Origin of the sequence: Streptococcus sp. FSL R7-0212, from assembly GCF_038007985.1 — a bacterium.
Classification (GTDB): domain Bacteria; phylum Bacillota; class Bacilli; order Lactobacillales; family Streptococcaceae; genus Streptococcus; species Streptococcus parauberis.
The window spans coordinates 273918-299557 of record NZ_JBBOYF010000001.1; the positions used below are offsets into that span (position 1 = coordinate 273918).

Genomic DNA, 25640 nt, shown 5'->3' on the forward strand with positions numbered 1-25640 from the left:
TCATTAAGAAAATGGAGGATTTCCTATGATCAAAATGAGAAAATTACTAATTTCTGGAGCAGCATTAACAACTAGTCTTGGTTTGATGCTAATTTCCGACACACAAACGGTTGTCGCGGAAGGGCAAACGCCAGCTGTCGCTGCACCTGGACCAGTCACAGGGCGCCAAGTTATTGTGACTAGCAACTACAGAAAAGATACAACGATTATGGATATTGGTATCCAGCTTGGGGCAGACTTACAAGGTGGTAGTCAAGCTAAAATCAATTTGCTAGATGCTAACAAACAGGTGATTAACACCATTGATTATACCCTTGCCTCTGGCCAGGGGAAAATGACTGCTTGGTTTGATATGAAAGGTTATCCAGCCGGTCAATATAGTATACAGGTCACGATTTCCGACAAGAAAGGGAATGAAACAGTTGAAGCAGATCCCTTCACATACCCACTCAACTAATAAAGCCTTAAGTAATCAAGACTAGTCAAATGACTGGTCTTTTTATTGCAGAAAACGAGAAGTCTAGAAGCCAAGTGACAGCTTTCATGCTATAATAAGAATTATGAAAGATAACCAATTAATAGAAGAAAACAACGATATGGTCTATGGCGTCCATGCCGTAGTTGAAAGTTTAACAGCTAACACAGGGAACAAACTCTACATCCAAGATGATTTGCGCGGCAAAAATGTTGATAAGATTAAGGCCTTAGCAACTGAGAAAAAAGTGTCAATCTCTTGGACACCAAAGAAAAGCTTGTCTGAAATGACCGACGGCGCTGTTCATCAGGGCTTTGTTTTGCGTGTTGCGGAATATGCTTACGCAGAATTAGACGAAATTATCAGCAAAGCTGACGCAGAGGATAATCCACTGATTCTGATTTTGGATGGGATTACAGACCCTCACAATTTTGGTTCGATTTTGCGGACTGCTGATGCTACAAAAGTTGCTGGTGTAATCATTCCTAAGCATCGTGCTGTTGGTGTAACACCAGTTGTTGCCAAGACTTCAACAGGTGCTATTCAGCACATGCCAATTGCTCGAGTAACCAATTTGAGCCAAACCTTGGATAAGCTGAAAGAAAAAGGCTATTGGATTTTTGGAACAGACATGGACGGCACACCATCACCTAAATGGAATACTTCAGGCAAATTAGCCTTGATTATTGGTAGTGAAGGTAAAGGCGTTTCGCACAACATCAAGAAACAAGTCGATGAAATGATTACTATCCCAATGGATGGTCATGTTCAGAGTCTGAACGCTGGTGTCGCTGCTGCCGTCCTCATGTATGAAGTCTACAGAAATAAGTTGTAGGATTTGCCTATGAAACGGAAAATCATGTTGGTCGACGGCTATAATATGATTGCTTTTTGGCAGGAGACAAAACAACTCTTCAAAACCAATCAGTTGGACCAAGCACGGACTATTTTATTAAATAAATTGAACAACTATGCCCATTTTGAGAAAATTGAGATTGTCTGTGTTTTTGATGCCCAATTTGTGCCGGGTGTGCGACAACGTTATGACCAATACATGATCTCGGTTGTTTTCACTGAGGAAGATGAGACAGCTGATAGCTATATTGAACGGACAGCAGCTGAACTGAACACGGTTAGAAACTTAGTTGAAGTGGCCACCAGTGACCTCAATGAACAATGGACCATCTTTTCCCAAGGTGCCCTCAGAGTACCTGCCAGAGAACTAGAACGCCGTGTCAATACGGTCAAATCAGACCTAGACAAAATGTCCCAAACCATAGATCTCAAAAAACCAAAACTTGGCCCATGGGACCCTAAGCAAATGGACAAGTTGCAACAATTGTTAGAGGATTTATAAAGAAAAGAAGACAGAGATATCTGAGAATAGAGTAAAGGCAACTATTTGTTTTTACTTTTTTTCTAGATTCTTGGTGGTCCGGCTATAGTATGCTCTTTTTTTAGTTTCAAGGAGAGCAGATCAAAAGGTCCACTGGACCTTTTGATTCTATGAGATTTCATTTTTAATATTTTTGCCTCTGGTCAAAAATATGCCGGGAGTGGCTGATTTTTTAAAGTTTTTCAGCCGCTTTTACCAAATAGAAAAGTAGCATAGAATCTAATCCTATCTCAACAAAAATTAGATAATCTTATGTAATATCTTGAGTATATTTACTCATAGAAATAGACTATTCTTATTAAAATAGAAAGTAGAAATATTTTTGAATACTCTTTATGGCATTTTTGGTTTTCTTGTTTTAGCTCTATTTGTAACGTTTATTTTTATTATTACAGCTAAGGAAATTGTCAAGAAAGAAGGATTTGATGAGGCCAGAAGCTTGCTGACGATACGCTTTTACAAGTTGGACCAAGAGATTTATTTGCTGGAAAATCCTCGAGTCACGGATATTATCTCAATTGTTTTACTAAGACCGGATAAGTCAATCTACACTGTCAATTCTATGCTTAACGATGTAAACTTACGTCAGTTTTTTTATGAAAGAGTATCGCCTAAATAAAGGGCAAGTTGTCGTAACTCGAAAAAAGATAGGAATTTCCTAACTTTTTTGTCAAAAATTCTGACCTTGCTATTCAATTTCATTTTTGGTAAAATATTTCAATAATACTTTGACTATCAAATTAATTTTTAAGGGGAAAACATGACCTTCACTATATTAACAGACTCAACCTGTGACTTAAGCCAGGAATGGTCGCAGGCTAATAACATTGATATCCTAGGACTTACAGTTGAGCTCAATGATCAATCCTATCAAACCGTCGGCGACCAAGCCCTAGACTCTAACCTACTGCTTGAACAAATGAAAAAAGGGGCTAAACCCAAAACCAGTCAAATCAATGTCGGTACTTTTGAGGTTTACTTTAAGGAAAGAGCAGAGCTTAAGGAACCAGTCCTCTATCTAGCTTTTTCATCTGTCTTATCAGGAACCTACCAAAGTGCTGTGATGGCGCGTGAGATAGTTTTGGAAGAGCATCCAGAGGCGGTGATTGAAATCATTGACACCCTGGCTGCCGCTGGCGGTGAAGCTCTCTTGGTCCTCAAGGCAGACCAAGCCCGTAAGAGTGGTAAGAATCTGCAAGAAACCAAAACGTTAATTGAAGGCTTAGCCCCACGCATCACCTCCTATTTCTTAGTCGATGATCTTTATCACCTCATGCGAGGCGGACGCCTCTCTAAAAGCTCTGCCATTCTCGGAAGCATCGCCTCAATTAAACCGATTCTAACCATTGCAAGTGAAGGTACCTTGGTACCAATTTCCAAGGTTCGCGGTCGCAAAAAGGCTATTCGGGAATTGCTGGCCTTGGCCTTGGCAGATGTAGCTGAGGAGCCATTGGTTATCTCCTACACGGGTGGCAGTGAGCAAGCTGAGAAGTTGAAGGCTACTATTGAAGCTGAATCACAAGTGTCAGAAATTATTTTGATCCCAATTGGCCCAGTTATTGGGGCACACGTTGGTCCAGACACACTTGCAATTTTTAGCATTGGACAGTATGAACGCTAATGAAAAAGCTTACAGATAAATTGAAAAAATATTCCTTAAATCAAGTAGAAAGCACTTGACTTGAGGGGTGTTTTTTTGGTATGATATAAGACGGTATTGTTTACCCCATTTGAGAGGCCCCGGAACCTTCCAAATACCTTTGCGTGGGACGGAACACCCACCACAACTGTAAACAAATATTACGAATTCGTATAGGAGAAATCATGAACAAAACAACTTTTATGGCTAAAACTGGCCAAGTTGAACGCAAATGGTACGTTGTTGACGCAACTGATGTGCCACTTGGACGTCTTTCTGCAGTAGTTGCTAGCGTACTTCGCGGAAAAAACAAACCAACATTCACACCTCACACTGATACAGGTGATTTTGTAATTGTTATCAATGCTGAAAAAATCAAATTAACTGGTAAAAAAGCAACTGATAAAATCTACTACACTCACTCAATGTACCCAGGTGGTTTGAAACAAATCTCAGCAGGTGAACTACGTTCTAAAAATGCTGTACGTTTGATTGAAAAATCTGTTAAAGGCATGCTTCCACATAACACTCTTGGACGCGCGCAAGGCATGAAATTGAAAGTATTCGTTGGAGCTGAGCATACACATGCTGCACAACAACCAGAAGTACTTGACATTTCAGGACTTATCTAAGAGGAAAGGAGCATTAAATAATGGCACAAGCACAATATTTAGGTACTGGCCGTCGTAAAAACGCTGTTGCACGCGTACGTTTGGTTCCAGGTACTGGTAAAATCACTGTTAACAAAAAAGATGTTGAAGAATACATCCCACACGCAGACTTACGTCTTGTTATCAACCAACCTTTCGCAGTAACTTCTACAGAAGGTTCATACGACGTTATGGTTAACGTTGTAGGTGGTGGATACGGTGGACAATCAGGAGCTATCCGTCATGGTATCGCTCGCGCATTGCTACAAGTAGACCCAGACTTCCGCGATTCATTGAAACGCGCTGGACTTCTTACACGTGACGCACGTATGGTTGAACGTAAAAAACCAGGTCTTAAAAAAGCCCGTAAAGCATCACAATTCTCAAAACGTTAATATACACTGGTATATCAATATTTCAAAGCACTCAAAGGTTTGCCCTATGGGTGCTTTTTTTGATACAATTTTTGAGAATTTGCCCTAAAAATTGCCTAAAATGATGCTTGTGATGTTGTGTTTCCAAAAGAAAGATTCTAAACTAAAGTAAAAAACACCCAAAAATGAAAAAAATCATTTTTGGGTGTTAGAGTTTTGCAATAGCTAATTATACTTAATGATAAATAAGAAAATAAGACAGTAGTTGCAATCTGGAAAGGGAAGTGATGCCTATGAGCATAATCTAAAAAATCCTAATAGAAAGTAACAACAAAGATTTGTCTAGATTTGAAATATTGATGATAATACTTGTGATGGGAAATATCATCCTCTCACTCGGGAAAATAATGCTTGATTTTTATAATACTCAAAATTATATAATTATATTTGGCAAGGTCTACGGTTATTTTTTTAATAGATTGCAACCACGGTCTTAATTATTTCTGATATAAGCACTTTATAACTTATTTATAATTAAATTTCAACATATTATAATTATTATTGCAATCGTTAAGACGTGTGTTGTAAAAAATATTTAAAGTAATAATAAATACTATAAAAAAATTGAAAATACTTTGCCTCGATACAACTGCTACGATACAATAATGGACAAACAAATCTTAAGGAATTTTCTGATATTGATTGGGATTTAATAATTATTGATGAAGCTCATGAAGGAACTCAAACTGAACTCAGTGATACTGTGATGAAAGAGCTTGTAAAAACCAAGACTAAGATATTAGAATTATCAGGGACACCATTCAATCTTTTAGATCAATTTGACGATGAACAAGTTTACACTTGGGATTACGTTATGGAACAAACTTCGAAGAAAAAATGGGAACTTGAACGTCCTAATGAACCTAACCCTTATGAAACGTTACCAAAAGTATCCATGTATACTTTTGAAATGAAAAACAAAAATCGTTTTACAGATGAAAGTAAATCGTTCAACTTTAGGGAATTCTTCCGTGTAGGTGAAGATGGAAAACTTGTTCATAAACATGACGTTCGACAATTTTTAGATAATATTACTAATCCTAATAGTAGTACTAACTATCCCTTTTCAACGAAATCTTATAGAGATGAATTACGTCATACGCTCTGGCTCATGCCGGGTATCAAGGAAGCAAATGCATTTGAAGATTTACTTAAAGAACACCCAGTTTTTGGTATGGATTATAAGATTGTTAATGTTGTAAAAGGTTCAAGTTCAGATGACGGTATCACTAATGAGGCTGATATTGAAAAAGTAAGAACAGCCATAACAAAAGACCCATCACAAACAAAAACAATTACTTTGACAGTTCGTAAATTAACGACAGGTGTCAATATTCCCGAGTGGACTGCAGTTTTATTTCTTTCCAATACAAATAGTGCAATGAATTATCTCCAAGCTGCTTTTCGTGCTCAAACTCCATTTTCACACGAAAAATTAGGAATGAAAACAAACTGCTATGTTTTTGACTTTGCTCCAGATAGAGCATTGACTGTTATGGCCGAAAGTGCCCAAATCAATTCAGGAGTAGGTAAGAAGAATACTCAAGAGCAAAAACAAGCTATGGCACGGCTTCTCAATTTTATGCCAATATTAGGCTCTACAGATAATGGTATGAAAACTTTTGATGTAGACAGAATGCTTACACAACTCAAAAAAGTATATGCAGAAAAAGCTGTTCGCTCTGGATTTGAAGATGACAGTCTATAATGATAATCTTCTTACATTGACCGCTGAAGATGCGACTATGTTTAGCAAACTTAATACTATTGTTGAAAAGTCACAAAACCAAAAAGCACCTAAAAAAGTTGTCGTTAATGATAATGGCTTTACCGATGAAGAGTATGAACAAGCCGAAAAAGCAAAGAAAAAACCTAAGGACAAACGGACACCAGAAGAGCTTGAAGCTATAGAAAAACAAAAAGAAGCCAAAAAACAACGTAAAAGCATGATTTCTATATTACGTGGAGTTTCTATCCGTATTCCAATGATGATTTACGGGATGGCAGTTGATTTATCAAAAGATATCACAATTCAAGAATTTATCCAACAAGTGGATGATGAGTCTTGGAAAGAGTTTATGCCAAAAGGGTTTACCAAGGGGATGTTTAGTGACATCACAAAATATTATGATTCAGAAGTATTTATTGAAGCAGGACGTATCATTCGTCAAAGAGCAAAATCTTTTGATGATATGGATTTTATTGAACGGGCAGAAAACATTGCTGCGCTGTTTAGTATCTTTAAAAATCCTGACAAAGAAACAGTACTGACACCGTGGCGTGTTGTGAATCTTCAGGTCACGAAATCTGTCGGTGGATTGAACTTTTATGATGATAACTTTGAGTCTGTGACAGACGGTGCTACGTCAAATCTTCATTGGGTGGAAAATGAGGTAACACCTTCAATCTATCAAAAAGAGACGAAAATCTTAGAAATCAATTCGAAGACTGGACTTTATCCACTTCATAGTGCCATCAGTCTGTATTATCAAAGAGTTGCACAAAATGATGATAATCATTTTGAAGCTGACCAAGTTTATAAAGAGATTTTGGCAAATAATATTTACGCCATTGCAAAAACCCCTATGGCTAAAACAATTACCGAACGCACATTGATAGGCTATCGGAAATACAAAACTAATGTGATTTATATCGAAAATCTGACCGATATACTAAAAACAGACCTAGAAAAAGGAAAAACTCAAGTGGAGGAGGCATTTAGTAACGTGAAATTTGATGTAGTGATTGGAAATCCCCCGTATCAGGAGGAAACAATTGGTGAAAATTCAACCTTTGCTCCACCGATTTATCATAGGTTTATGGATTTGTCATATGAACTTGCTGATAAAACAGTTTTAATTACCCCTGCTCGCTTTTTGTTTAATGCTGGTAGTACACCAAAAGCTTGGAATAAAAAAATGTTAGAAGATGAGCACTTAAAGGTTATTTACTTTGAGCAAAATTCTGCAAAAATTTTTCCAAATACTGATATAAAAGGTGGTGTTGTGGTAACTTATAGAGACGCTAATGAAAAATTTGGAGCAATTGAGACATTCACAGCGTTTGAAAGTCTTAATAGTATTCTTCATAAGGTGATTCCTATGACGAAAGCTACTTTGGATTGTATTATCAGCGGGCGTGGAGTTTATAAGTTATCTGATAAAGCACTTGCTGATTATCCAGAAATAGAAAATATTCAGTCTAAAGGGCATAAGTTTGATGTGGGTTCAGGTGCTTTTAAAATATTGTCAGAGATCCTCTATTTTGATGAACAACAATCTGAAAATGATGTGCAAATTCTTGGATTGGAAAATCTAAACCGTACTTATAAATGGATTAATAAGGATTATCTCAATCCGCCAGAAAGTTTTTATAGATATAAGGTATTCTTTCCACAGGCTAACGGAAGCGGAGCGATTGGAGAAGTAATTTCCACCCCTCTAATCGGGGCCACAGAAACTTTTTTATCGATAGGTGGATTTGATTCTAAAGAAGAAGCAGAAGCATGTCTCAAGTACATGAAAACAAAATTTGCTCGAACTATGTTGGGGGTTTTAAAGATTACTCAGGCTACTACTAAAGACAAATGGGCAAAAGTTCCTATTCAAGATTTTACGTCTAACTCGGATATTGATTGGACACAATCAATTGCTGAGTTAGACGCGCAATTTTACCGGAAATATAGACTTTCGGATGATGAGATTGAATTTATTGAGAGTAAAGTGAAGGTTATGGAGTAAAATATCAGAATTTAAGGATTAATTTCTACAAATAGTATAATAAAACAAAAGAAAAAAAGAGTTAAGTTAAATAAATTTACACAGTATTATGAGTAGAAAAAATTACAAATAACCATTTTGAAACTGTCTAGAAATATGCACTAAATAATAAAGAAAGTAAATATGTGGCTATATGGAGATTAGTGGCGAGTAAGAGTAGTAGTGAAGGGAATACACCGCTTCGAGCGAACTACCTTCGAGAAATAAAAGTTACTAATTTCTTTTGATAAGTTAGTTATGAAGAAATACTAACCATCGTAAGAGGCTAAAGAATCTATTAGCTATTATCTCTTTTATTAGATTTTCAACCAAGCATTATTAAATAAAAATGACTCAGTAAATTGGAAAAAACTGAGTCTTTTTTTTCTTCGTATAGTCAAAAAAATATAAGTTTAAAAGGTTAGAAAACAATTTGGAAGCGCTTAATAAATGGTATAATTGAAACAATAGTGTTAATCTATTCGATACTATATGAATAGATAGAATTAATAAATGATTGAGGTAAAATATGGAAGCTATTCAAGGGGTTTTAAAAATTACTGAAGAAGCAAGTAAACTTATTGATGATGGACTTGCAAGAATTGAAGGGGGAAATGTAGTTTGGAATAAGGGATCTGGTCATACCGGTGTAGTTGAGTGGGGAAAATTTGTTCCAATTGATAGTAATAATTCATCAGAAGTTACAAATCTAGTTTTGGGGGCTTCTATGGCTATAGCAACAATTTCAAGTTTTGGATTAATAATTGTAAATAATAGAAATAGACGTCAAACAGAATATGAGAAAAAGACAAATAATTTAGTAACTTGTTTAACTCTATTAAGGGCACCTCTAATAACTACCAATTAATTCACCTCTAAATGAAATTAGAAAAAAACACAGAAAACTAAGCATAGTCTACTGTGTTTTTCTTTATGTTACAGACGCCACTTGACTGTTTATTCTTATTTTAGACAGATTACCGCCATGTTTTGAGATTTAAACGTTTAACTTGTTCGTACCTCAATAAGTTATAAGTCAGATTTGTAAGGTCAGTATTTAAAACAGCTCGATCGAATCCAATAGAACGTAAACTAGAACCATGCATTGAATTTTCAACAAAGCCAAATACATGTTCAATACGGACACGTATTTTCGAAATGATTTTATTAAACATTTTATCGTCTACCTTAAGAGATTTAGAACGTGTGTTTTTAAGACAGGTAAAAAGTTCAGCACCTTTAGGTGTTGCTTGATTTTGATAAGCTGAGTCTGCTAAGGTGATCTCATCGGGATCAACAAGAACGCCTATTACTTGAGAATCATGCACATTTGCAGGCGTTGTTTGATAATTCTTTACGAATTTTGATTTGGTATCTATAGCAATATGATTTTTGTAGCCATAGTGTCTCTCATTACCTTTAATTGTCCAGCGAGCAGCTGTATCCTTCTGTGCTCTTTTGTTCTTCGTCCAATTCACTGGTACCCTATTTGCTTTAATCAATTCATTTTCGTCTTTTGGATTACGTTGTTTAGGCGCCTCTATGAATGTTGCATCAACAATCTGTCCTTTATGAGCGATCATCCCTTGTGATTCAAGTTTTTCTTGAAAGGCAGAAAAAAGCCAGTTTCCTCTATTAGATTTTGATAGCTGATTTCTAAAGTTCCAGATAGTCTTTGCGTCTGGTATCTTGTCATCAATCTTAAGGAATCTTCTAAACGAAATCCGGTCAATCATTTGATATTCCATTGCATCATCAGATAGATTGTATAAGCGTTGTAAAATTAAAATTTTCAACATTAAAACAAGGTCATAGGGCGGTCTACCACCATGAGATTTGTTTTTTAAATCATACTTAAAAATCCGGTTAAGAGTTGGGCGAAAACACTCGAAATCAACCACTTTTTCTAGCCGCTCAAGAGGGTCTCCTTTTAAACTTAATTTTTCAAGATAGTCGCTATCTCCAAATAAATTCATCTTCAATACCTCGTTAGCTTATTTTTAATCTATTATACCTCTTTTCATACGTTTTTAGAGGTGCCCTTAATATTAGAATCTGAATCAAATAATGTTCATCCTTCTACTTTACTAGATTTAAAAATAGCAATTAGAGAGTATATTGAGAATAAAAAAATTATTAAACATGGGATTGACTCTGACTTACTGAATAATTTAGAAAGAGTCATTAAGAAAATTGATAACGATGAATTTATTGATATTAAAGATAATATTATACAGTTAGATGAATATATAAAAGTGGCTAAGCTAAAAAAAGCAAAATAATCAGATGATAATGTAGAAAATTTCGAATGATAAAGGATATACAAATGAGTGACGAGAAAATAGTAGATGAATTAGCATCACTGTTAAGGGTAGTAAAAGAATACGAAGATGATGTTCTGAAGATAAAAAATATCAACTCTAAAATTGAGGAGATAAACAGTGAAAAATTAAATGAATTGAAAAAATTTGATGAAGAGTATTTAAATAAATACATCCGTGAGAATCTTGGGGAAGCGCCAAAACCATTAAAAAAAATAAATCCCAAAAAGCTAATAAAAAAGTATTCAGAAAAAAATGAAAAAGATATTATTGATTATAACCAGAACAAAGAACAAGTTATTAAGCAATATTATAATGTTTTTAATAGCCAACGCATGGAAATTGAGGAACAGGCAAGGCAAGAAAGATTAGCAATATTAGACCAATTGAATACGGAAATTAAAATATTAGATCAAAAAATTGAAGAAATTGAATTAGAATTAAGTAAGATTGATTATATACCTGAGCAGTTATTAAAAAGTGATGTCATTTCTCAATTAATTACTTATTTTGAATTAAAAAGAGTAGACAGTATAAAAGAAGCAATAAACATATTCTTCTACGAATTTGAGATGAAAAAAATATCTGAGGATTTTGAAGAAAGAATCAATAGTTTAGAAGAAAAAATTGATGACTATTACGATCTGATAAGTGAACAAACTGATGATAATTTTAATCAAATTGTTGAAGTAGTAGAAGATTTGAGAAATGAAAGTAACACATAAAATCTCAAATAAGTTTAGAATTGAAATAATTTTGAAATGAATTAAATTTCCAAATATTGTTATTTAATAACTTTATAGAAAGCAGTAAAGAAATGGATGAAATTATTAAGAAATTAGCAGCATTAGGAGTGCCAGGTATTGTATTACTTACAGCAATGAAGTGCGACTGGTTTAGCTGGTGGAGCAGCAATGACTAGTGCCTTAGCGGCTCTGGGTCCGTTTGGAATGGCTGGTGGAATTGTGATGCTAGGAACTATTGCACTATTATCAGATAAAATTACTGAGATTGGATTTGAGAAAGTTACAATTATGGTGATAAAAGAACAGCTGAAAACTATTTCAAAAAGCGAGATGAAAAATAAAGTGAAAAAGATGCCAATTACAAAAGGGATGAAATTAAAAGTTATTGATTTCATTGAAAAATCTGACGATTTATAATTAATATTAAAAAGGTATTCAACAAATGAATACCTTTTTAGTATTTAAATGTAATTTTTTAACCATTCAGGTATATTTGGATCATCTATGTTCCAACTTTGGACCTTTTTTTCACTCTCTTCCCAATTATTTTCTCTACCATCAAAAAATTTTTGCTTGTTACATTTAAATTTAATAATTATTAATTGTCAAATTAAGTTAGACAATTCCTCTTTGCATATGTGACTCAAGAATACTTCTATTGGTGTTTTATAGTTTAATGATTTTCGAGGGATATTATTTCTTTTCGATGCAATAGATTGGATAAAAGATTCATCAACTTCGTTGAAATCCATTTGCTTTGGTAAACCATCTTTACGTAATAAACCATTAGAGTTTTCATTTAACCCTCTTTGTGATGGTGTACCAGGATCTGCAAAATAGATATCAATATCATTTATATTACTGATTGATTTCCAATTTGAAAATTCCTTTCCACAATCAAAAGTCATTGATTTGAATAGATGCTTAGGTACAGATTGCATCCATTGGTTCAAACGATTTTCAATATCTATAGCTCGTCTGCCTTCTGGCTGAAGAGTGATGATTACTTTAGATAATCGCTCAACGAGGGTAATAACAGCACTTTTGTGCTTTTTACCCACAATAGTATCCCCTTCAAGGTGGCCAAATTCTTGATTGAATTTAGAATAATCATTTCCTCTGTCACGAAGTGATCGACGAAAAGATTGTTTTCCCCGAGTTTCTTTGTGTCCGTTGGCTTTACGTTTTCCTTTCATAGGTAGGTGAGTCACTTCAAATACGCCTTGTTTAAACATACGATAAAGTGTACGCATAGAACAAGAAATAGAAAACTCTGCACGGCCAACAATCACATCAGGTGTCCAACCTTGAACAACCCTCTTTTGAATATATTCTGTTTGTTCATCTGATAAGACAATAGGACGTCTGCCACAGCGAGTTTTATTCTTCTTGTATTGATTGAAATAATCTAGAGCATTGTGCCCTGTTTTGAAAAATTGGTAAACTTTATGAATCGTTTGTCTAGATCTATTCAGTAGTACTGCGGTTTTGGCTACAGATTGATGATTATTATAATACGCCTCTATCATTGCAAGTTCATTTGATGTAAGATGGGTATAGGTCATTTGTCTTCACTCCTTATAATTCTTTTGCGGGAACTATCTTGAGTGTAGCACAAATGACTTTTTTATTTGTCTAGCTTAATTTTACAATCGGCGAATTTCATTTCTGTCTTGTCTGTACTCATTCCAATAATAATTGTGTTTTCCATAACCATCATATTGTTGTGTTCTGTAAATTAATTTCATCAGAATTCTCCTTTTTTGATTTAAGCATATTAAATGGAATATGAATTGTCAATTTGATTTTTCTTCCGCATGATATAAAAATAAGAAATGAAAATTTTTGTTTTAAAATTGTCAACAACTTAATTATCATTTCTTTTCAACCGTCATTACATTCCTTGATGAGAAAATCCTCCCAAGAGCTAATTTTAGCTCTTTTTTTTTGATTTTTCTTTTCTTGATGGAAATCAATTTTTTGGGGGCTGGGCTTGGATATACTGGAGTCAGTTAGGAGGTAGTTGTGATGCAAAAATGGTTATCGTCGTATCGGAATTGGTTGACTGCTGTGACTGGAGTTCTTATTGTGGGGGCTTTTGCTCAGGAGTGGTTGTTTGGGAATGAGGGGTTGTCGGCTTTCTTGCTTTTATTGGCGTCCTTGGTTGGAGGTTTTCCGATTCTTGTTCAGGCTTTTCAGGCTCTGAGGGTTGGGGTGGTTAGTATTGATTTGCTGGTGACACTTGCGATTCTTGGGGCTTTTGTTATTCAGGAGTTTGAGGAGTCGGCGATTGTAGCTTTTCTCTTCTTGTTCGGGGCTTTTTTGGAGCAGCGGACCTTGGCCAAGACGCGTTCGGCCATTAAGAATTTGGTCAACTTGGTGCCTGAGACTAGCTTTCGGCAGACCGAAAATGGTGATTTCCAGGAAGTTGGTGTGGATGAGATTGTTGAGGGTGATCTTCTTTTGGTCAAAACCGGAGGTAAAATACCGGTTGATGGTGTGATTACGTTTGGTTCTGGTAATGTGAATGAGGCTAGTATTACGGGAGAATCCATTCTGGTTGCTAAAACAATTGGGTCCAGTGTTTTTGCTGGGACTATTCTCGAAAATGGGACTTTGCAGCTTCGGACGGAGAAAATTGGTGATGAGACGACTTTTGGGAAAATTATCGAGTTGGTTGAAGAGGCCCAAGATTCCAAGTCCAAAGCGGAACGGTTTATTGATCGCTTTTCGAAATACTATACGCCTGCTGTTCTTGTCCTTGCCATTTTTGTTTGGCTTTGGACCCAGAATATGCAATTGGCAGTCACTATTCTTGTCCTAGGCTGTCCCGGTGCCCTTGTTATCGGAGTACCTGTTTCCAATGTTTCAGGTATTGGTAATGGTGCTAAAAATGGCATTTTGTTCAAAGGAAGTGATGTCATTAATCACTTTAGTAAAGTTGATACTATTCTCTTTGATAAGACAGGAACTCTAACTTATGGGAACCCTCAGGTGTCCCAAGTCATTCACTATAGTCATAACAGGAACTATGTGGAACGCTTGTTGGTGAGTGTTGAGAAAGAATCTGATCATCCTTTGGCTAAGGCCATTACCAATTATTATGAAACTCCCTTTGTTGACGTCGTTGATTCAACAGAGGTGGTAACTGGTGGTGGTATTGCTGCCCAGATTGGACAAAATCAGGTCCTTGTTGGCAATCGCTATTTGATGGAGCAATACAAAATTCAGCTCAATCAGCAGATGAAAAGCGATATCGAAAAATTGGAAGTCCAAGGTAATTCCTTGGTTTTAACGGCGGTCAATGGGCAATTAGTACTTGTGCTTGGTATTAGGGATCAGGTTCGTAAAGGGGTTAAAGAAGATTTAAAAATACTGAAAAAAATGGGAGTTAAGAACCTAATCCTCTTATCTGGTGATAATCAAGGGACAGTTGATTTAGTTGCCAAAGAATTAGCTTTAACGGAAGCTTACGGACAATTGCTTCCGGAAGAAAAGGCGGAATTTGTGAAGCAACGTCAAGCAAAGGGTGAAATGGTTGCCTTTGTTGGTGACGGTATTAATGATAGTCCCTCTTTAGCCCTAGCTGATATTGGTATCGCAATGGGTGGTGGAACCGATGTCGCTATTGAAACCTCTAATGTGGTCTTGATGCATTCTGATTTCCATAAGATTCCGCATGCCATTGCTCTTGCCCGAGCTACGCGATACAACATGATTGAAAATATTGCCATCGCTTTATTCGTAGTAGTGACACTTTTGGTCAGTGTTCTCACCAGTTCTTGGATGAATATGGCGATTGGTATGTTTGTTCATGAGGGTAGCATTCTGGTAGTTATTTTAAATGCAATGAGGCTATTAACCTATAAAAAATAAAAAAACTTGACCCTTATCAATTTTATTTAAATGGCATAGTTCTATACTAGAGCTATCATTAAGAGAGGAATTTAGAAAAATGAAAAAGACAATTTTACAACTTGAAACTTTGGCCTGCCCAAGCTGTATGCAAAAAATTGAAGCAGCCATTAAATCGGTTGCTGGTGTTGATAAGAAGACTGTCAAAGTCCTCTTTAATGCTAGTAAAGCCAAGCTAAGTTTTGATGACAATTTGACAAGTAGTGCTGAGATTGCAAAAGCAGTGGAGGCTATTGGTTACACTGTCTTAAATGTTTCAGAAAGATAGTATGGAGGATGCTTATGTTAAAAGAATTTTTTGAAAAAAATGATGAGATGCTTGATTTATACACCAATGCCATTACCAAGGCCCATGGGAATAATCATCCCGAGGTTTTTGAGGTCCGTCGTAGTTATAAAGCTATTCAAGCAAAGATGCAGCAAAACCAACTTGATTTAGCACCTGAATTTGGGGAAATCCGTCTGCTAACAAATAACTATACCATTCCAAATGATGCCTGCCCAACGCTTACTAAAACCTATCAAGTCTTAGAAAAATTTGATATACTATCACAAAAGTAGCTTATAGAATTAGAAAAGAGGATTGCCATGGATCAACATATGTGTGTGACACTTGTTCCCTTATTCAACCATTTATCGGTGGAAGAGCAAGCCGAAATTAACAAACTAGCTAGCCATAAACACTATCAAAAAAATGAGACCATTTTCCAACCAGGTGATGAACAATTGGATATAGTCGCGCGTGGTTCCATCAAGGTCTATCAGTTATCAGCTAATGGGAAAGAGCAACTCTTACGTGTCGTTGAACCTGGTGGTTATGAAGGTGAGAATCAGCTTTTCGGCATTGAAAATGAAACACTGTTTGCGGAAGCTTTAGAGGGAACGGAAATCTGCACCATTAGCAAGCAGGCTTTTAATCAAGTCATGCTCAAAAATCCCCAAATTGCCATTAAACTCTTTGAATTGAGTGCCCAAAAAATGGTTCAACTGGAAAAGCAATCACAACTTTTATCAATGGAACGGGTTGAAGAACGTCTAGCAAGCTACTTGCTCGATTTAGCCAAAGTAACAGAAACAAATCAAGTGACTCTGCCTATGAAAATGAAAGATATTTCCCAATTTTTGGGCACCACTCCGGAGACACTTTCGCGAAAATTTTCTTTATTTGAGAGTCAAGGCTATATCAGCAGGTCAGGGAAAAGCGTAACCGTTCTTGATCCAGATGGATTGCAAGATATGTGAGTGAAATAGAATCGGACTCAATTTGTAAATGAGCCGATTGCTGTAATATTTTTTCTGTTCCCCCGAACTTTTTGTCCATCTTTCCCCCACATTTTTCCATCAATTTGTGACCTTTTGACCGCTTTGGGGTTGAGGGGTCTTTTTGGTCTTGGGCTGTGGTAAAATTGAGCTAGTTAAATAAGAAGAAGTGAGGTTTTAGCATGGAATTTAAGTCTTTGATGCATATTGCTTTCTACACGGATCAGCTGGATCAGATGTTGGATTTTTACGTTAACAAACTGGGTATGACAAAGAAGTCTGAGGTTAACTATTCGATTTATTTGGATCGGGATGATCGGCCGGCTTTACAGAAGATTGCGCGTGAGGAGCCTGACAGAATTTTTAATATTTACCTTGAGGCTGATCCGGGGCAGTTTATTGAGCTTTTTACGACCCATGCGACTTAGAAAGAGCACACTCAGTGGGACCAGCATAAGGTCTATTCTCATTTTGCCCTTTCGGTGGATGATATTTTCAAGACGCGCGATCAGCTTTTGGCGGGCCGGTTCACGATATTTCTAAGGGTCCGTCTGAGACCTACCAGATGTGTCTTCATGATCCGGATGGTAACTATTTTGAAGTGATGCAGTATACGGAAAAATCCATTCAGCTTGTTGGCAACTGCTAGTTGGTTTTGACGTCTAAAATAGATTCTGCCTGATGAAGGCTCTGGCAGAATTCAAGGGGGTAAATAAGAATGTCTCAAGATTTAATGGTATTGGCGCAGCAATTCTCCGAGGAAGATAAGGCAATTTTGGCGGCGATTGAGCAGCGTTTGGTTTTTCAGGTTTTTGATAGTCAGGCGGCTCTGGCTTTGGGGGCACTTTTGGTGGAAGAAGCGGTGGCCTTTGGTGAGGAACCGGCTATTCGGATGGAACGTTTGTCTGATGGGGCGGCGATTTTCCAATACATTGGCAACTCTGGTGGGGAGCGCAACATTGGTTTTGCTCAGCGTAAGATGGCAGCTGTACGCGCGACAGGTTTTTCTAGTCTCTATTCGCTAGCTTTGTTGGCTGACAATCCGCAACTTCTAGATTTAGAGTCTACTTTGCCTGTGGCTGGGGCCTTTCCTATTAGAGTGGCTGGGGAAATGGTGGCTATTTTAGGGATTTCCGGTTTGCATCATGGCAATGACCACCGGCTCTTAATGGTGGCTCTGTCCAAATATTTGGGAGTGGATTTACCGGAATATGAGGGATTGATTATTTAAGATAAAGCATCCAAGGATGCTTTTTTTTGTGCAAAAAACCTTTGATCATCAAGTGGTTGACGGTGCTCCAGCAGCGGAATTCTTGGCAACCATTATTGACTACTTAGAAGATCCTTTCCAACTGTTATTTTAATCAATATGAATGGCTGCTTGTAATAATGACAATGAGATTTAGTTTAGAATATTGGGCAAATAAATAAAAGTAGTTATTAAAGTTAAACAATGAATCGAGGAAATTTTTTATGAATGAAGTTTCTATTGTTACAGGTGCTGGTCAAACATTGGTAGTTAACGGGGAGTTGTTTTCCATTAAGTCTAGAGAACATAAAAATTAATAATCTTTTCTATAAAAATCACTGCATTAACTAGCAGTGATTTTTGGTTATGATATATTTAAAATTTATTATGATTAATTTACTTCTCAAGTGCATTTATTAATTTCATTATTTTTTATCTGGAAAATAGTATTTAAGTTTTGGAATTAGCAATTTGGGTACAAAGAACTAAAAATAACTACTTTGAAAATATATTTCTCCATTTTATAAGCTCCGAAAACCGCATTTTTGATAACCCCTCCGCGAACATATTGTAATACATAGTGCACTTTTGGGATGTAAATTGTTGATTTTTAGCTAGTTTATACTATATAACACCATATATATTTCAGTTGTCAGAGAAAGCCAGGTCTTAAAAAAGCCTGTAAAGCATCACAATTCCCAACACGTTAATCTGTTTCGAATATACAAAAATCATTCTCCGTTGGAGGATGTTTTTTTGTGTTGCAAATTTAGTGATAACTTATGTCTAATATTTGTTATAATTGGGTTTACATATATTTTCCAAAATATTTTAGTTGATATAGAAAAGGAAGTAATTTCATGTTTATATTTAATGATAAAGAAAATACTATTGAAACAGACCGTTTGTTATTGAGGAGATTTACTCTTGATGATAGTCAAGCTGTTGCACACATTTGTAATTCAGCAGCTATTCAAAAGAACACGCTGACTTTGCCTGATCCTTATACAGAGGAGTCTGCTATTGAGTGGATATCTAATCAAGAACAAAACAACAAACAAGATAAGTGCTATGATTATGCTATCACTGATAAAGTTACTGATCGTATTCTTGGATGTATCAGTTTAGCTGTTTTTAAAAATGGCTATATTGCTGAGCTAGGTTATTGGATTAGTCCTGATGTGTGGAATAAAGGGATAGCTACAGAGGCTGCGAGAGCACTTATTAAATATGGCTTTGAAATTAAAGAATTTCATAAAATAGTGGCCAAGCATTTCAAGTATAACGGTGCATCTGGCAGAGTGATGGAAAAAACGGGCATGAAAAAAGAAGGTACTCAGGAAAAGCATGTTTTGAAGAATGATCTGTACGAGGACATTGTTTTATATGGCATTATCAATCCTCAGGAATCCTAATTTTATATGTCAATCAATCTTAAGTGTTTTCTCTCTTTGGCTTATTGCTTTAATATCATCGAAGCTAATGAAAAAGAAAGAATCAAAATAAAAAATAAGGCGTCCATTTAAAGGGATGCCTTATTTTTTTATTAACTTAAATCTGGTTAGTAAACATATACTTTACGCCTTCATATGATTGACAAAATCATAAAAGTCGTCTATGTTTTTCAAGTTCTGGTTACAGATGGCACTATCTCGGCAGATGTAGTCGCCTTTTTTGGTGTAGGTACCGTCGCCTGAGGTTTTTGATTTTAAAAGGAATAAAGAGGTTTCAGTTTCTTCTTTACAGATTTTACAGAAGCCTTTGACTTTGTCTGTTGAGAGGTCTCCATAGAAAGCAGCGCTTTTGTTGTTATCTTCATAAATGACATATTTTCGGTTAGAGGATTGCTCATTCCAAGCTAGATAAATAATTTCTTTTTTATCATAAGTTTCAAAATCGGGAACTTTTAATTTCTTTACCTTTCGGAGTAGTTTAGTGATTTCTTTATTTGATGGAATGGTAAAGGGTTCCACCCGCACTTTTAAATCTTCTAATAAGTTATCTACTTGGCGGTGAGATATTCTTTTATCTGCTAAGTTTGTCATAAACATTTGAGAATCAATCTCATGTTCAATCAGGATTGCACCAATTTCGAGTAATGTTTCTTTAATTAATAAAGCATAGTTTAAATAATCGTTTGTTTTATAATAGTTTATTAGCTCTTTAATCAACCCCTTGATTTGATTAAATTCATAGACTTTTAAATGTGACAGCTTTCTTTCCCCCCATTAGCAATTTGTATGGCATATTATAACAGTTAAAAAGGAGTTTATCTAGCAAGAAGACAGATAAATTCTGTTTTTCTTTCAACTATTTAGCGTAAAGTGTTATGATAGAAAAAATAGGCAAGGAGCTTGGTTAATGAAAGAAAAACTGATAACATGTTTATTTGTGGGTGAGGTATTACTAATTTTTGTAGGGATGGGTTTTGACTTATATAGTTTAAAGCTTGGTATCAAAGATATCTTTTACAACACTTGGATATCTGATCCAATTACCAATGAGACCAATACGGTTGGGACTTTCTCAGCAATGGCCCTAATGGTTGGGACAATCTTCTTTATCTTCATTCCATTTATGATAAAAGATGATATTGAACATAAAAAGTTTCATCCCTTTACCTACTTGATGTCATTAGCCAGTCTAAGCTATTGCCTATATATTTTAAGCAAAGGTATTCCTTATATATTCAAATATTTTGTAAATAGTTAGTAGAAACATGTTGTGTTAGCACCACATGTTTTTTATATGTCAAATCATTTTTCAATGTTAATTTTCTCTAAATATTTAACTATAATTGTAGTATACTAGTCTTAAAAGGAGAAAATGAAAGGGGTTTTATGGGATATTCACGTGTGGCAAAAAAGTTAAATGAGGCAAAAAAACCCAAGAAACAACAATTCAGTTTAAGAAAATCATCAGTGGTTGGTGTTGCCTCGGTAATTGTCGGTACAGTTGGCTTTTTATCAGGAACAGTGCAGGCGGATGACTTAACTGATTCAACTACAACCAGGTCAATGGAGGTTGTTACGAATGATTCGAGCAATAGTGAAACGACAAATATTGCTGAACAGGTTACTTCTTCAAGTCAACCAGTTTTATCAACTGAAGTCATTGACCAACCAGTAGTCGCTGAAGTTGGAACGAACCCTCAAACTGAGGCTAGTAATGAATCTACAAGACCCTCGAAGGAATCTGACGCTACTTTGGTAACATCGAGTGAAGCAATTGCTATTGATGCATCTACTCAAAAGTCAGAACTAAATAGTAATACAGAAAGTTCAACTCCCGAAATAGAATCAGTTCCAAGTGCTCCAACTGAAGTCACAAATCAGGTTCAAACTCAAACTGCTATCCAGTCAAAAAGTGTCGCACCAGTCGAAACAGTCGAAACAGTCTCAGCTGATGTGAGTGGTCATGTTTTAAAAATTGTCTATAATGGGCAACTAGAACCAACTAAGAAGATAAAGTATGCAGTTTGGACAGATAATGCTGGCCAAGATGATTTAGTTTGGTATACTGCTGATCAAGTTGGTGCGGCATATATTGATTTATCTAAAAAACATAGAGCATATGGGCTATATAATATTCATACCTATTCACAAGATGTAACAGGTAAAATGTCTGGCTTAAATGCGAGACAATTTACTATTCTTAAACCAACAGTAAGTACATCGTTTAACGTACAAACTAATGGTATTGTTGATATTGTCGTTTCAAATGTGAGAGGTGATATTAGCTCAATTAAAGTTCCTGTTTGGTCAGATTTAGGTGGCCAAAATGATATTAAATGGTATCAAGCTACTCAATCAACTGATGGAACATACAAAGTTTCAGTAAAGATTTCAGATCACTCAAATGATACTGGCCATTTTGCTGTTCATGTTTATGGGAATAGTACAATCACGAATAGTCAAATCGGATTAGGGACAACAGAAGGTTTTACAATTGCTACCCCAGACCCAAAAAATGTAGTGTCAGCCGTAATAGCTAATGATGGCTTCCGCCTAGCATTAAATTCGAATGTTGTTAAAGAATTTACCAAAGTGAAATTTGCTGTTTGGTCGGATCAAGCTGGTCAAGATGACCTTCATTGGTACACAGCCAATGCTCAGGGTCAAGTCATTGTTCCTTATGTTAATCATAGTAATTATGGTCTATACAACATCCATACCTATAGTTTTGAGTCGGGAAGTGCTAAAGGTCTAAATACAAGAACAATTACAGTACCAAATCCAACTGCTAGCGCAGCCATTACACAGAAATCAGATCTTGAATTTTTAGTATCAGTTACGAATGTCCCAGCTTATATCACAAAAGTTATGTTACCAAGTTGGAGTGAAATTAATGGCCAAGATGATATCAAGTGGGTGACGGCAAGTAAGCTAGCTGATAATAGTTACCAAGCCATTATTAATATTGGAGATCATAAGTATAATTTAGGTCATTATTTAGTTCATATATATGGCTATAGTCAAATTGGTTCTAAAACAGTTGGATTAGCCGGGACATCGGGATTTGATGTCAAATCACTACCAGCTCAAACTGGTCAACTTACTATTTCACCTTTAAACAATTCTAACTTTACCTTCACTGCCACAGTATCAAATGTCTATAGTGCAAAAGGGGTAAAATATGTTAAATTTGCTATATGGTCTGATAAAAATGGACAAGATGAGTTGCAGTGGCTGTCAGCTCAAAAAAATTCAGCTAGTACATACAGTGCCGTCATTGATCTTGAAAAGCATAAATTTGATAGCGGACTTTATCATGTTCATGTTTATTATGATTTAATGTCTGGTGAATTTGTAGGACAAACAAGTGGGACAACTACTTTTTCATTGCCGGCTGTTAGTGGTGTTGCTGCTAAAATTGATGGGACTAATGGTTTTGTTCCAAGTGTTTCAATTCGTAACTTATTAGCTAGTGCTATAAAAGTTATCACTGATCAAGGTTATCAGGTCGGATTTACAATGTTTGACGCAATATCTAAACAAGGTCTATCCTACAATAGTAATCAGAAATTTTATGTAGCAAGTTCAATTAAGGGAATTTATGTAGCAAGCCTAGTAGCTCAAAATCCATTAGCATTCAATACTAACTACACTGCAATTAAAAATATCCTTTATTATTCTGACAATGATGCTTACGCCAACTTACGAGCTACTTACGGAGCAGGTTATATTGCGAACTGGATGGCCAAAGCTGGCGTAGATACAAGTTTATCTGTACCAGGTTATCCTTATGTTACGTCAAATGAATTGGCCAAAATGTGGGGACAAAATTACTCATTTTTTAATACAACAACCAAAGGGAAAGAATTATCAAAACTCTATGAAAACCCTAATTTATCACCAATTCATGCTGTTTTAGGATCATCATATAGGACAATGAGTAAAGCTGGTTGGATTGGCATGACAGGTTATCATGCTGCAAACGATGCTGGTATTGTTTCGACTGGAAATGGAGACTACATTATCTCAATCACAACAAATGCGGATGGCAAATTAGGGTTACTGAACAACCTTGTTTCTGCATTGAACACTGCTTATAAAGAAATTTGAGTAAAGTGAAAAAAGACTAGTTCCTGCTAGTCTTTTTTTGCCATAGCTCCATCCTATTATCTTGATAAAAAATATATAATACCTTCTAACCTTGTCTTATGCTAAACTATAACTTATAGAAAAGACAGGAGGACAGCCGGTGAAACGACCAATAATTGGAATAACAGGAAATGAGAGTCAAAGTAGACAGCTGGAATCTTGGGATAATGGTATTCAACGGACTTTTGCCTCAAAGATATTTTCAGATATTATTATGGAATCGGGAGGCCTGCCTCTAGTCTTGCCCATCGCCCACGGGGAAATGGTCAAAGATTATGTGGCGACCATTGATAAGCTTTTAATTACGGGTGGTCAACATGTCCTTCCTCATTTTTATGGAGAAAAGAAGATCATCACAAGTGACGATTACCATGAAGCAAGAGATCGCTTTGAATTACAACTTGTCAGAGAGGCTTTTCATCAAGGTAAGCCTGTATTTGCAATTTGCCGGGGGACACAATTAGTTAATGTCCTTCTTGGTGGTACTTTAAATCAAACAGTCTCCAATCATTGGCAAGACTTGGCACCAACTCAAGTTACTCAGGAGGTTGATTTTAAGAAGAATAGTATTCTCTATGATATTTATGGCGAAAAGAACCGGGTCAATAGTCTGCACATGCAAGCCATTAAAGAAGTAGCCCCTGATTTGAGAGTACTTGCTCGTGATACTGATGACCAAACGATAGAAGCTGTCGAAGGCAAATCGTTCTCATTTCTCGGCTTACAATGGCACCCAGAGTTCTTAGTAAAAAGCCATCCAGAAAGTAAACAAGTCTTTCAATACTTTGTCAATGAAATGAGTTAATTAAATAAAAATACCCTAGACGGCACTGCACCCCAATAGTGGGACAGAAGAAAAACACTCTTATGAAACCAATTTTCTGAATTGAACAGGAGATTGGTTTTTTAAATGACGTTGAATTCTAGTTTCATTATAAAATGTTATGTAATTTTTAACAATATTTGTTATACTAACTTTGTTGTGTTTTCTCCTATCTTGGAGATAAAAGGTTTCAGTCTTTAAAGCGGAGTGAAACCATTCAATACAGGCGTTATCTGCAGGTGTCCCTTTTCGAGACATTGAGCGGGTAATGCCTTTTTCAATACAAGCGAGATAGTAAGCATGTGATGTATAGACAGATCCTTGATCACTGTGTAATAGGACTCCTGATTCTAAATCAAGTTGATTAAGGGTATCAAGTACAAGATCATTGTCCTGTGTATCTGAAATAGTATAGGCCACAATTTCACGATTATAAAGGTCCATAATAGATGACAAGTATAAGGTAGTTTTTCCAAAGTTGAGATAAGTAATATCTGTAACTAGTTTTTGTAATGGTCTGGTTGCCTTAAAGTCACGGTCTAGCTTATTGTCTGTGACGTAGTATGGCCTACCTAATTTAGGGGACTTCTTTATTCTAGTGCGACATAGCCACCCTCTGCTCTTCATGATACGATAGACTTTCTTTACATTGGCATTAATCCCAAACTCTTTCTTTAGAAGACTTGTAATGGTTCTATAACCATATATAAACTTATATTTTAAGCAGAGCTCTTCAACTTTTTCGATAAGACTATCATGAATAGGAGGCTTGATATTAGATTTCCACCGATAATAGGTTGAGCGTGAGACCTTAAAACAGTCCAGAATAAAACCTAATGGATACTGATATCTGTAGTAATCAACAAGCTTGATGAGTGTTACTTTATCGATTTTCTCATCAAGCTTTGATACTTTTTTAAAAGTTCAACTTGTAGTTTTAATTGCTCAACTTCTGATAACTGTTCCATTCCTTGACCGTAAGTATATTGCTTACCTACAGGTTGATGAAAACGATACGTTTCTCCTTTTTGATACCAGCGCCACCATGTATATATCTGGCTTTTATTTTTAATACCAAGTCTATCCATAATAACTTTTTCGGGCTTACCTGATTTCTTCATTTCAATACAGGCTAATTTGGTTTCTAACGAGTAAGCTTTTTTGACCATAATAAAACACTCCTGATTCTATTTTACTAGAATTCTACAGGAGTGTTTTTCTTGTGTCTCATTTATTGGGTGCAGTGCCGACCCTAGGGTATTTTTTTGAGGTTGTTTCGCGTTAAAAATACGCAATTTATCACCTTTGATGATACAATATGATTAAGTGGCTAAGGAATGAAGGAGGACAAAATTTTACTTCATAAAATCA

The 25640-nt window shown here is 35.9% G+C and carries 25 protein-coding genes and 2 pseudogenes; 23 read left to right on the plus strand and 4 right to left on the minus strand.

All coding sequences use genetic code 11. The features are described 5' to 3' along the window. Positions 1–25: 25 nt before the first annotated feature. The 9 genes and pseudogenes from MKY69_RS01520 (at position 26) to MKY69_RS01560 (ending at position 9220) form a co-directional block, all read left to right on the plus strand. Positions 26–457 carry a hypothetical protein gene (locus tag MKY69_RS01520; RefSeq protein WP_004346971.1) on the plus strand — a complete coding sequence of 144 codons (432 nt, stop codon included), beginning with the start codon at positions 26–28 and terminating at the stop codon, positions 455–457. A gap of 103 nt (positions 458–560) precedes the next feature. Continuing rightward, positions 561–1310 (plus strand): 23S rRNA (guanosine(2251)-2'-O)-methyltransferase RlmB, encoded by a 750-nt coding sequence (gene rlmB / locus MKY69_RS01525; protein ID WP_003104840.1) that lies wholly within the window; start codon positions 561–563, stop codon positions 1308–1310. A 9-nt stretch (positions 1311–1319) separates the two neighbouring features. Then, positions 1320–1832 (plus strand): NYN domain-containing protein, encoded by a 513-nt coding sequence (locus tag MKY69_RS01530; protein WP_004235237.1) that lies wholly within the window; start codon positions 1320–1322, stop codon positions 1830–1832. A 361-nt stretch (positions 1833–2193) separates the two neighbouring features. Then, positions 2194–2490, plus strand: a complete 297-nt coding sequence (locus MKY69_RS01535; RefSeq protein ID WP_311981432.1) for a hypothetical protein — start codon at positions 2194–2196, stop codon at positions 2488–2490. Positions 2491–2631: 141 nt separating this feature from the next. Further along, positions 2632–3492: a DegV family protein gene (locus tag MKY69_RS01540; RefSeq protein ID WP_004235216.1), complete on the plus strand. Its 861-nt coding sequence runs from the start codon at positions 2632–2634 to the stop codon at positions 3490–3492. A 203-nt stretch (positions 3493–3695) separates the two neighbouring features. Beyond that, entirely contained in the window at positions 3696–4142 is a 447-nt protein-coding gene (gene rplM, locus MKY69_RS01545; protein ID WP_003104162.1) for a 50S ribosomal protein L13, read from the plus strand. 20 nt (positions 4143–4162) lie between these two features. Continuing rightward, positions 4163–4555, plus strand: coding sequence for a 30S ribosomal protein S9 (gene rpsI, locus MKY69_RS01550; protein WP_003104965.1), 393 nt, complete (start codon positions 4163–4165; stop codon positions 4553–4555). 610 nt (positions 4556–5165) lie between these two features. Continuing rightward, positions 5166–8334 (plus strand): annotated as a pseudogene (locus tag MKY69_RS01555) (Eco57I restriction-modification methylase domain-containing protein); the annotation flags it as partial. Positions 8335–8881: 547 nt separating this feature from the next. Continuing rightward, a complete protein-coding gene (locus MKY69_RS01560; protein ID WP_340790844.1) occupies positions 8882–9220 on the plus strand; it encodes a hypothetical protein in 339 nt (112 codons plus the stop codon). A gap of 109 nt (positions 9221–9329) precedes the next feature. On the opposite strand, the gene MKY69_RS01565 is transcribed toward MKY69_RS01560, so the two are convergent. Next, the gene (locus MKY69_RS01565) at positions 9330–10328 is read right to left on the minus strand and encodes an IS5 family transposase (RefSeq protein ID WP_340790845.1); all 999 of its coding nucleotides are present in this window, start codon (positions 10326–10328) and stop codon (positions 9330–9332) included. 60 nt (positions 10329–10388) lie between these two features. Between MKY69_RS01565 and MKY69_RS01570 the strand changes: the two genes are divergently transcribed. The 3 genes from MKY69_RS01570 to MKY69_RS01580 all read left to right on the plus strand — a co-directional run bounded on the left by MKY69_RS01570 (position 10389) and on the right by MKY69_RS01580 (position 11836). Further along, on the plus strand, positions 10389–10634 hold the full coding sequence (locus tag MKY69_RS01570; RefSeq protein WP_340790846.1) for a hypothetical protein: 246 nt from the start codon (positions 10389–10391) through the stop codon (positions 10632–10634). A gap of 44 nt (positions 10635–10678) precedes the next feature. Then, complete coding sequence (locus tag MKY69_RS01575; RefSeq protein WP_062806729.1) at positions 10679–11398, plus strand: hypothetical protein; 720 nt, start codon at positions 10679–10681, stop codon at positions 11396–11398. A gap of 189 nt (positions 11399–11587) precedes the next feature. Further along, the gene (locus MKY69_RS01580; protein WP_231070391.1) at positions 11588–11836 is read left to right on the plus strand and encodes a hypothetical protein; all 249 of its coding nucleotides are present in this window, start codon (positions 11588–11590) and stop codon (positions 11834–11836) included. Positions 11837–12024: 188 nt separating this feature from the next. Here MKY69_RS01580 and MKY69_RS01585 read toward each other — a convergent pair whose 3' ends face one another. After that, positions 12025–12984, minus strand: a complete 960-nt coding sequence (locus MKY69_RS01585) for an IS30-like element IS1062 family transposase (protein ID WP_002360751.1) — start codon at positions 12982–12984, stop codon at positions 12025–12027. 463 nt (positions 12985–13447) lie between these two features. Here MKY69_RS01585 and MKY69_RS01590 point away from each other — a divergent pair, with 463 nt between their 5' ends. The 8 genes and pseudogenes from MKY69_RS01590 (at position 13448) to MKY69_RS01625 (ending at position 19258) form a co-directional block, all read left to right on the plus strand. Beyond that, a complete protein-coding gene (locus tag MKY69_RS01590) occupies positions 13448–15295 on the plus strand; it encodes a heavy metal translocating P-type ATPase (RefSeq protein ID WP_062806727.1) in 1848 nt (615 codons plus the stop codon). A gap of 79 nt (positions 15296–15374) precedes the next feature. Beyond that, positions 15375–15602 carry a heavy-metal-associated domain-containing protein gene (locus MKY69_RS01595; RefSeq protein WP_004235191.1) on the plus strand — a complete coding sequence of 76 codons (228 nt, stop codon included), beginning with the start codon at positions 15375–15377 and terminating at the stop codon, positions 15600–15602. Positions 15603–15616: 14 nt separating this feature from the next. Continuing rightward, a complete protein-coding gene (locus MKY69_RS01600; protein WP_004235189.1) occupies positions 15617–15895 on the plus strand; it encodes a hypothetical protein in 279 nt (92 codons plus the stop codon). A 27-nt stretch (positions 15896–15922) separates the two neighbouring features. Continuing rightward, positions 15923–16576: a Crp/Fnr family transcriptional regulator gene (locus MKY69_RS01605; RefSeq protein WP_004235187.1), complete on the plus strand. Its 654-nt coding sequence runs from the start codon at positions 15923–15925 to the stop codon at positions 16574–16576. Between the two features lie 200 nt (positions 16577–16776). Next, positions 16777–17022 carry a VOC family protein gene (locus tag MKY69_RS01610; RefSeq protein ID WP_004235185.1) on the plus strand — a complete coding sequence of 82 codons (246 nt, stop codon included), beginning with the start codon at positions 16777–16779 and terminating at the stop codon, positions 17020–17022. A 290-nt stretch (positions 17023–17312) separates the two neighbouring features. Continuing rightward, on the plus strand, positions 17313–17825 hold the full coding sequence (locus tag MKY69_RS01615; RefSeq protein ID WP_062806725.1) for a heme-binding protein: 513 nt from the start codon (positions 17313–17315) through the stop codon (positions 17823–17825). Positions 17826–17862: 37 nt separating this feature from the next. Next, positions 17863–17958 (plus strand): annotated as a pseudogene (locus tag MKY69_RS01620) (2-oxo acid dehydrogenase subunit E2); the annotation flags it as partial. A gap of 745 nt (positions 17959–18703) precedes the next feature. Continuing rightward, complete coding sequence (locus MKY69_RS01625) at positions 18704–19258, plus strand: GNAT family N-acetyltransferase (RefSeq protein ID WP_004235180.1); 555 nt, start codon at positions 18704–18706, stop codon at positions 19256–19258. A gap of 162 nt (positions 19259–19420) precedes the next feature. On the opposite strand, the gene MKY69_RS01630 is transcribed toward MKY69_RS01625, so the two are convergent. Beyond that, complete coding sequence (locus MKY69_RS01630) at positions 19421–20056, minus strand: elongation factor G-binding protein (protein ID WP_076751776.1); 636 nt, start codon at positions 20054–20056, stop codon at positions 19421–19423. A gap of 148 nt (positions 20057–20204) precedes the next feature. Here MKY69_RS01630 and MKY69_RS01635 point away from each other — a divergent pair, with 148 nt between their 5' ends. The 3 genes from MKY69_RS01635 to MKY69_RS01645 all read left to right on the plus strand — a co-directional run bounded on the left by MKY69_RS01635 (position 20205) and on the right by MKY69_RS01645 (position 24251). Further along, entirely contained in the window at positions 20205–20555 is a 351-nt protein-coding gene (locus MKY69_RS01635; RefSeq protein WP_003105326.1) for a hypothetical protein, read from the plus strand. A 128-nt stretch (positions 20556–20683) separates the two neighbouring features. Continuing rightward, the gene (locus MKY69_RS01640) at positions 20684–23407 is read left to right on the plus strand and encodes a GBS Bsp-like repeat-containing protein (RefSeq protein WP_340790848.1); all 2724 of its coding nucleotides are present in this window, start codon (positions 20684–20686) and stop codon (positions 23405–23407) included. A 139-nt stretch (positions 23408–23546) separates the two neighbouring features. Continuing rightward, positions 23547–24251 (plus strand): gamma-glutamyl-gamma-aminobutyrate hydrolase family protein, encoded by a 705-nt coding sequence (locus tag MKY69_RS01645; RefSeq protein ID WP_003103023.1) that lies wholly within the window; start codon positions 23547–23549, stop codon positions 24249–24251. A 60-nt stretch (positions 24252–24311) separates the two neighbouring features. Here MKY69_RS01645 and MKY69_RS01650 read toward each other — a convergent pair. Beyond that, positions 24312–25438 (minus strand): IS3 family transposase gene (locus MKY69_RS01650; RefSeq protein WP_233847614.1). Its coding sequence is split into 2 segments (ribosomal slippage): positions 24312–25168 and positions 25168–25438, totalling 1128 coding nucleotides; the frame shifts between segments, so codons are not numbered across the junction. Positions 25439–25640 lie beyond the last annotated feature (202 nt).

Coding starts and splice junctions, on each gene's coding strand:
- MKY69_RS01520 (WP_004346971.1), top strand. CDS start 26: ATGATCAAAATGAGAAAATTACTAATTTCTGGAGCAGCATTAACAACT.
- rlmB (WP_003104840.1), top strand. CDS start 561: ATGAAAGATAACCAATTAATAGAAGAAAACAACGATATGGTCTATGGC.
- MKY69_RS01530 (WP_004235237.1), top strand. CDS start 1,320: ATGAAACGGAAAATCATGTTGGTCGACGGCTATAATATGATTGCTTTT.
- MKY69_RS01540 (WP_004235216.1), top strand. CDS start 2,632: ATGACCTTCACTATATTAACAGACTCAACCTGTGACTTAAGCCAGGAA.
- rplM (WP_003104162.1), top strand. CDS start 3,696: ATGAACAAAACAACTTTTATGGCTAAAACTGGCCAAGTTGAACGCAAA.
- rpsI (WP_003104965.1), top strand. CDS start 4,163: ATGGCACAAGCACAATATTTAGGTACTGGCCGTCGTAAAAACGCTGTT.
- MKY69_RS01560 (WP_340790844.1), top strand. CDS start 8,882: ATGGAAGCTATTCAAGGGGTTTTAAAAATTACTGAAGAAGCAAGTAAA.
- MKY69_RS01565 (WP_340790845.1), bottom strand. CDS start 10,328: ATGAATTTATTTGGAGATAGCGACTATCTTGAAAAATTAAGTTTAAAA.
- MKY69_RS01575 (WP_062806729.1), top strand. CDS start 10,679: ATGAGTGACGAGAAAATAGTAGATGAATTAGCATCACTGTTAAGGGTA.
- MKY69_RS01580 (WP_231070391.1), top strand. CDS start 11,588: ATGACTAGTGCCTTAGCGGCTCTGGGTCCGTTTGGAATGGCTGGTGGA.
- MKY69_RS01585 (WP_002360751.1), bottom strand. CDS start 12,984: ATGACCTATACCCATCTTACATCAAATGAACTTGCAATGATAGAGGCG.
- MKY69_RS01590 (WP_062806727.1), top strand. CDS start 13,448: ATGCAAAAATGGTTATCGTCGTATCGGAATTGGTTGACTGCTGTGACT.
- MKY69_RS01595 (WP_004235191.1), top strand. CDS start 15,375: ATGAAAAAGACAATTTTACAACTTGAAACTTTGGCCTGCCCAAGCTGT.
- MKY69_RS01600 (WP_004235189.1), top strand. CDS start 15,617: ATGTTAAAAGAATTTTTTGAAAAAAATGATGAGATGCTTGATTTATAC.
- MKY69_RS01605 (WP_004235187.1), top strand. CDS start 15,923: ATGGATCAACATATGTGTGTGACACTTGTTCCCTTATTCAACCATTTA.
- MKY69_RS01610 (WP_004235185.1), top strand. CDS start 16,777: ATGGAATTTAAGTCTTTGATGCATATTGCTTTCTACACGGATCAGCTG.
- MKY69_RS01615 (WP_062806725.1), top strand. CDS start 17,313: ATGTCTCAAGATTTAATGGTATTGGCGCAGCAATTCTCCGAGGAAGAT.
- MKY69_RS01625 (WP_004235180.1), top strand. CDS start 18,704: ATGTTTATATTTAATGATAAAGAAAATACTATTGAAACAGACCGTTTG.
- MKY69_RS01635 (WP_003105326.1), top strand. CDS start 20,205: ATGAAAGAAAAACTGATAACATGTTTATTTGTGGGTGAGGTATTACTA.
- MKY69_RS01640 (WP_340790848.1), top strand. CDS start 20,684: ATGGGATATTCACGTGTGGCAAAAAAGTTAAATGAGGCAAAAAAACCC.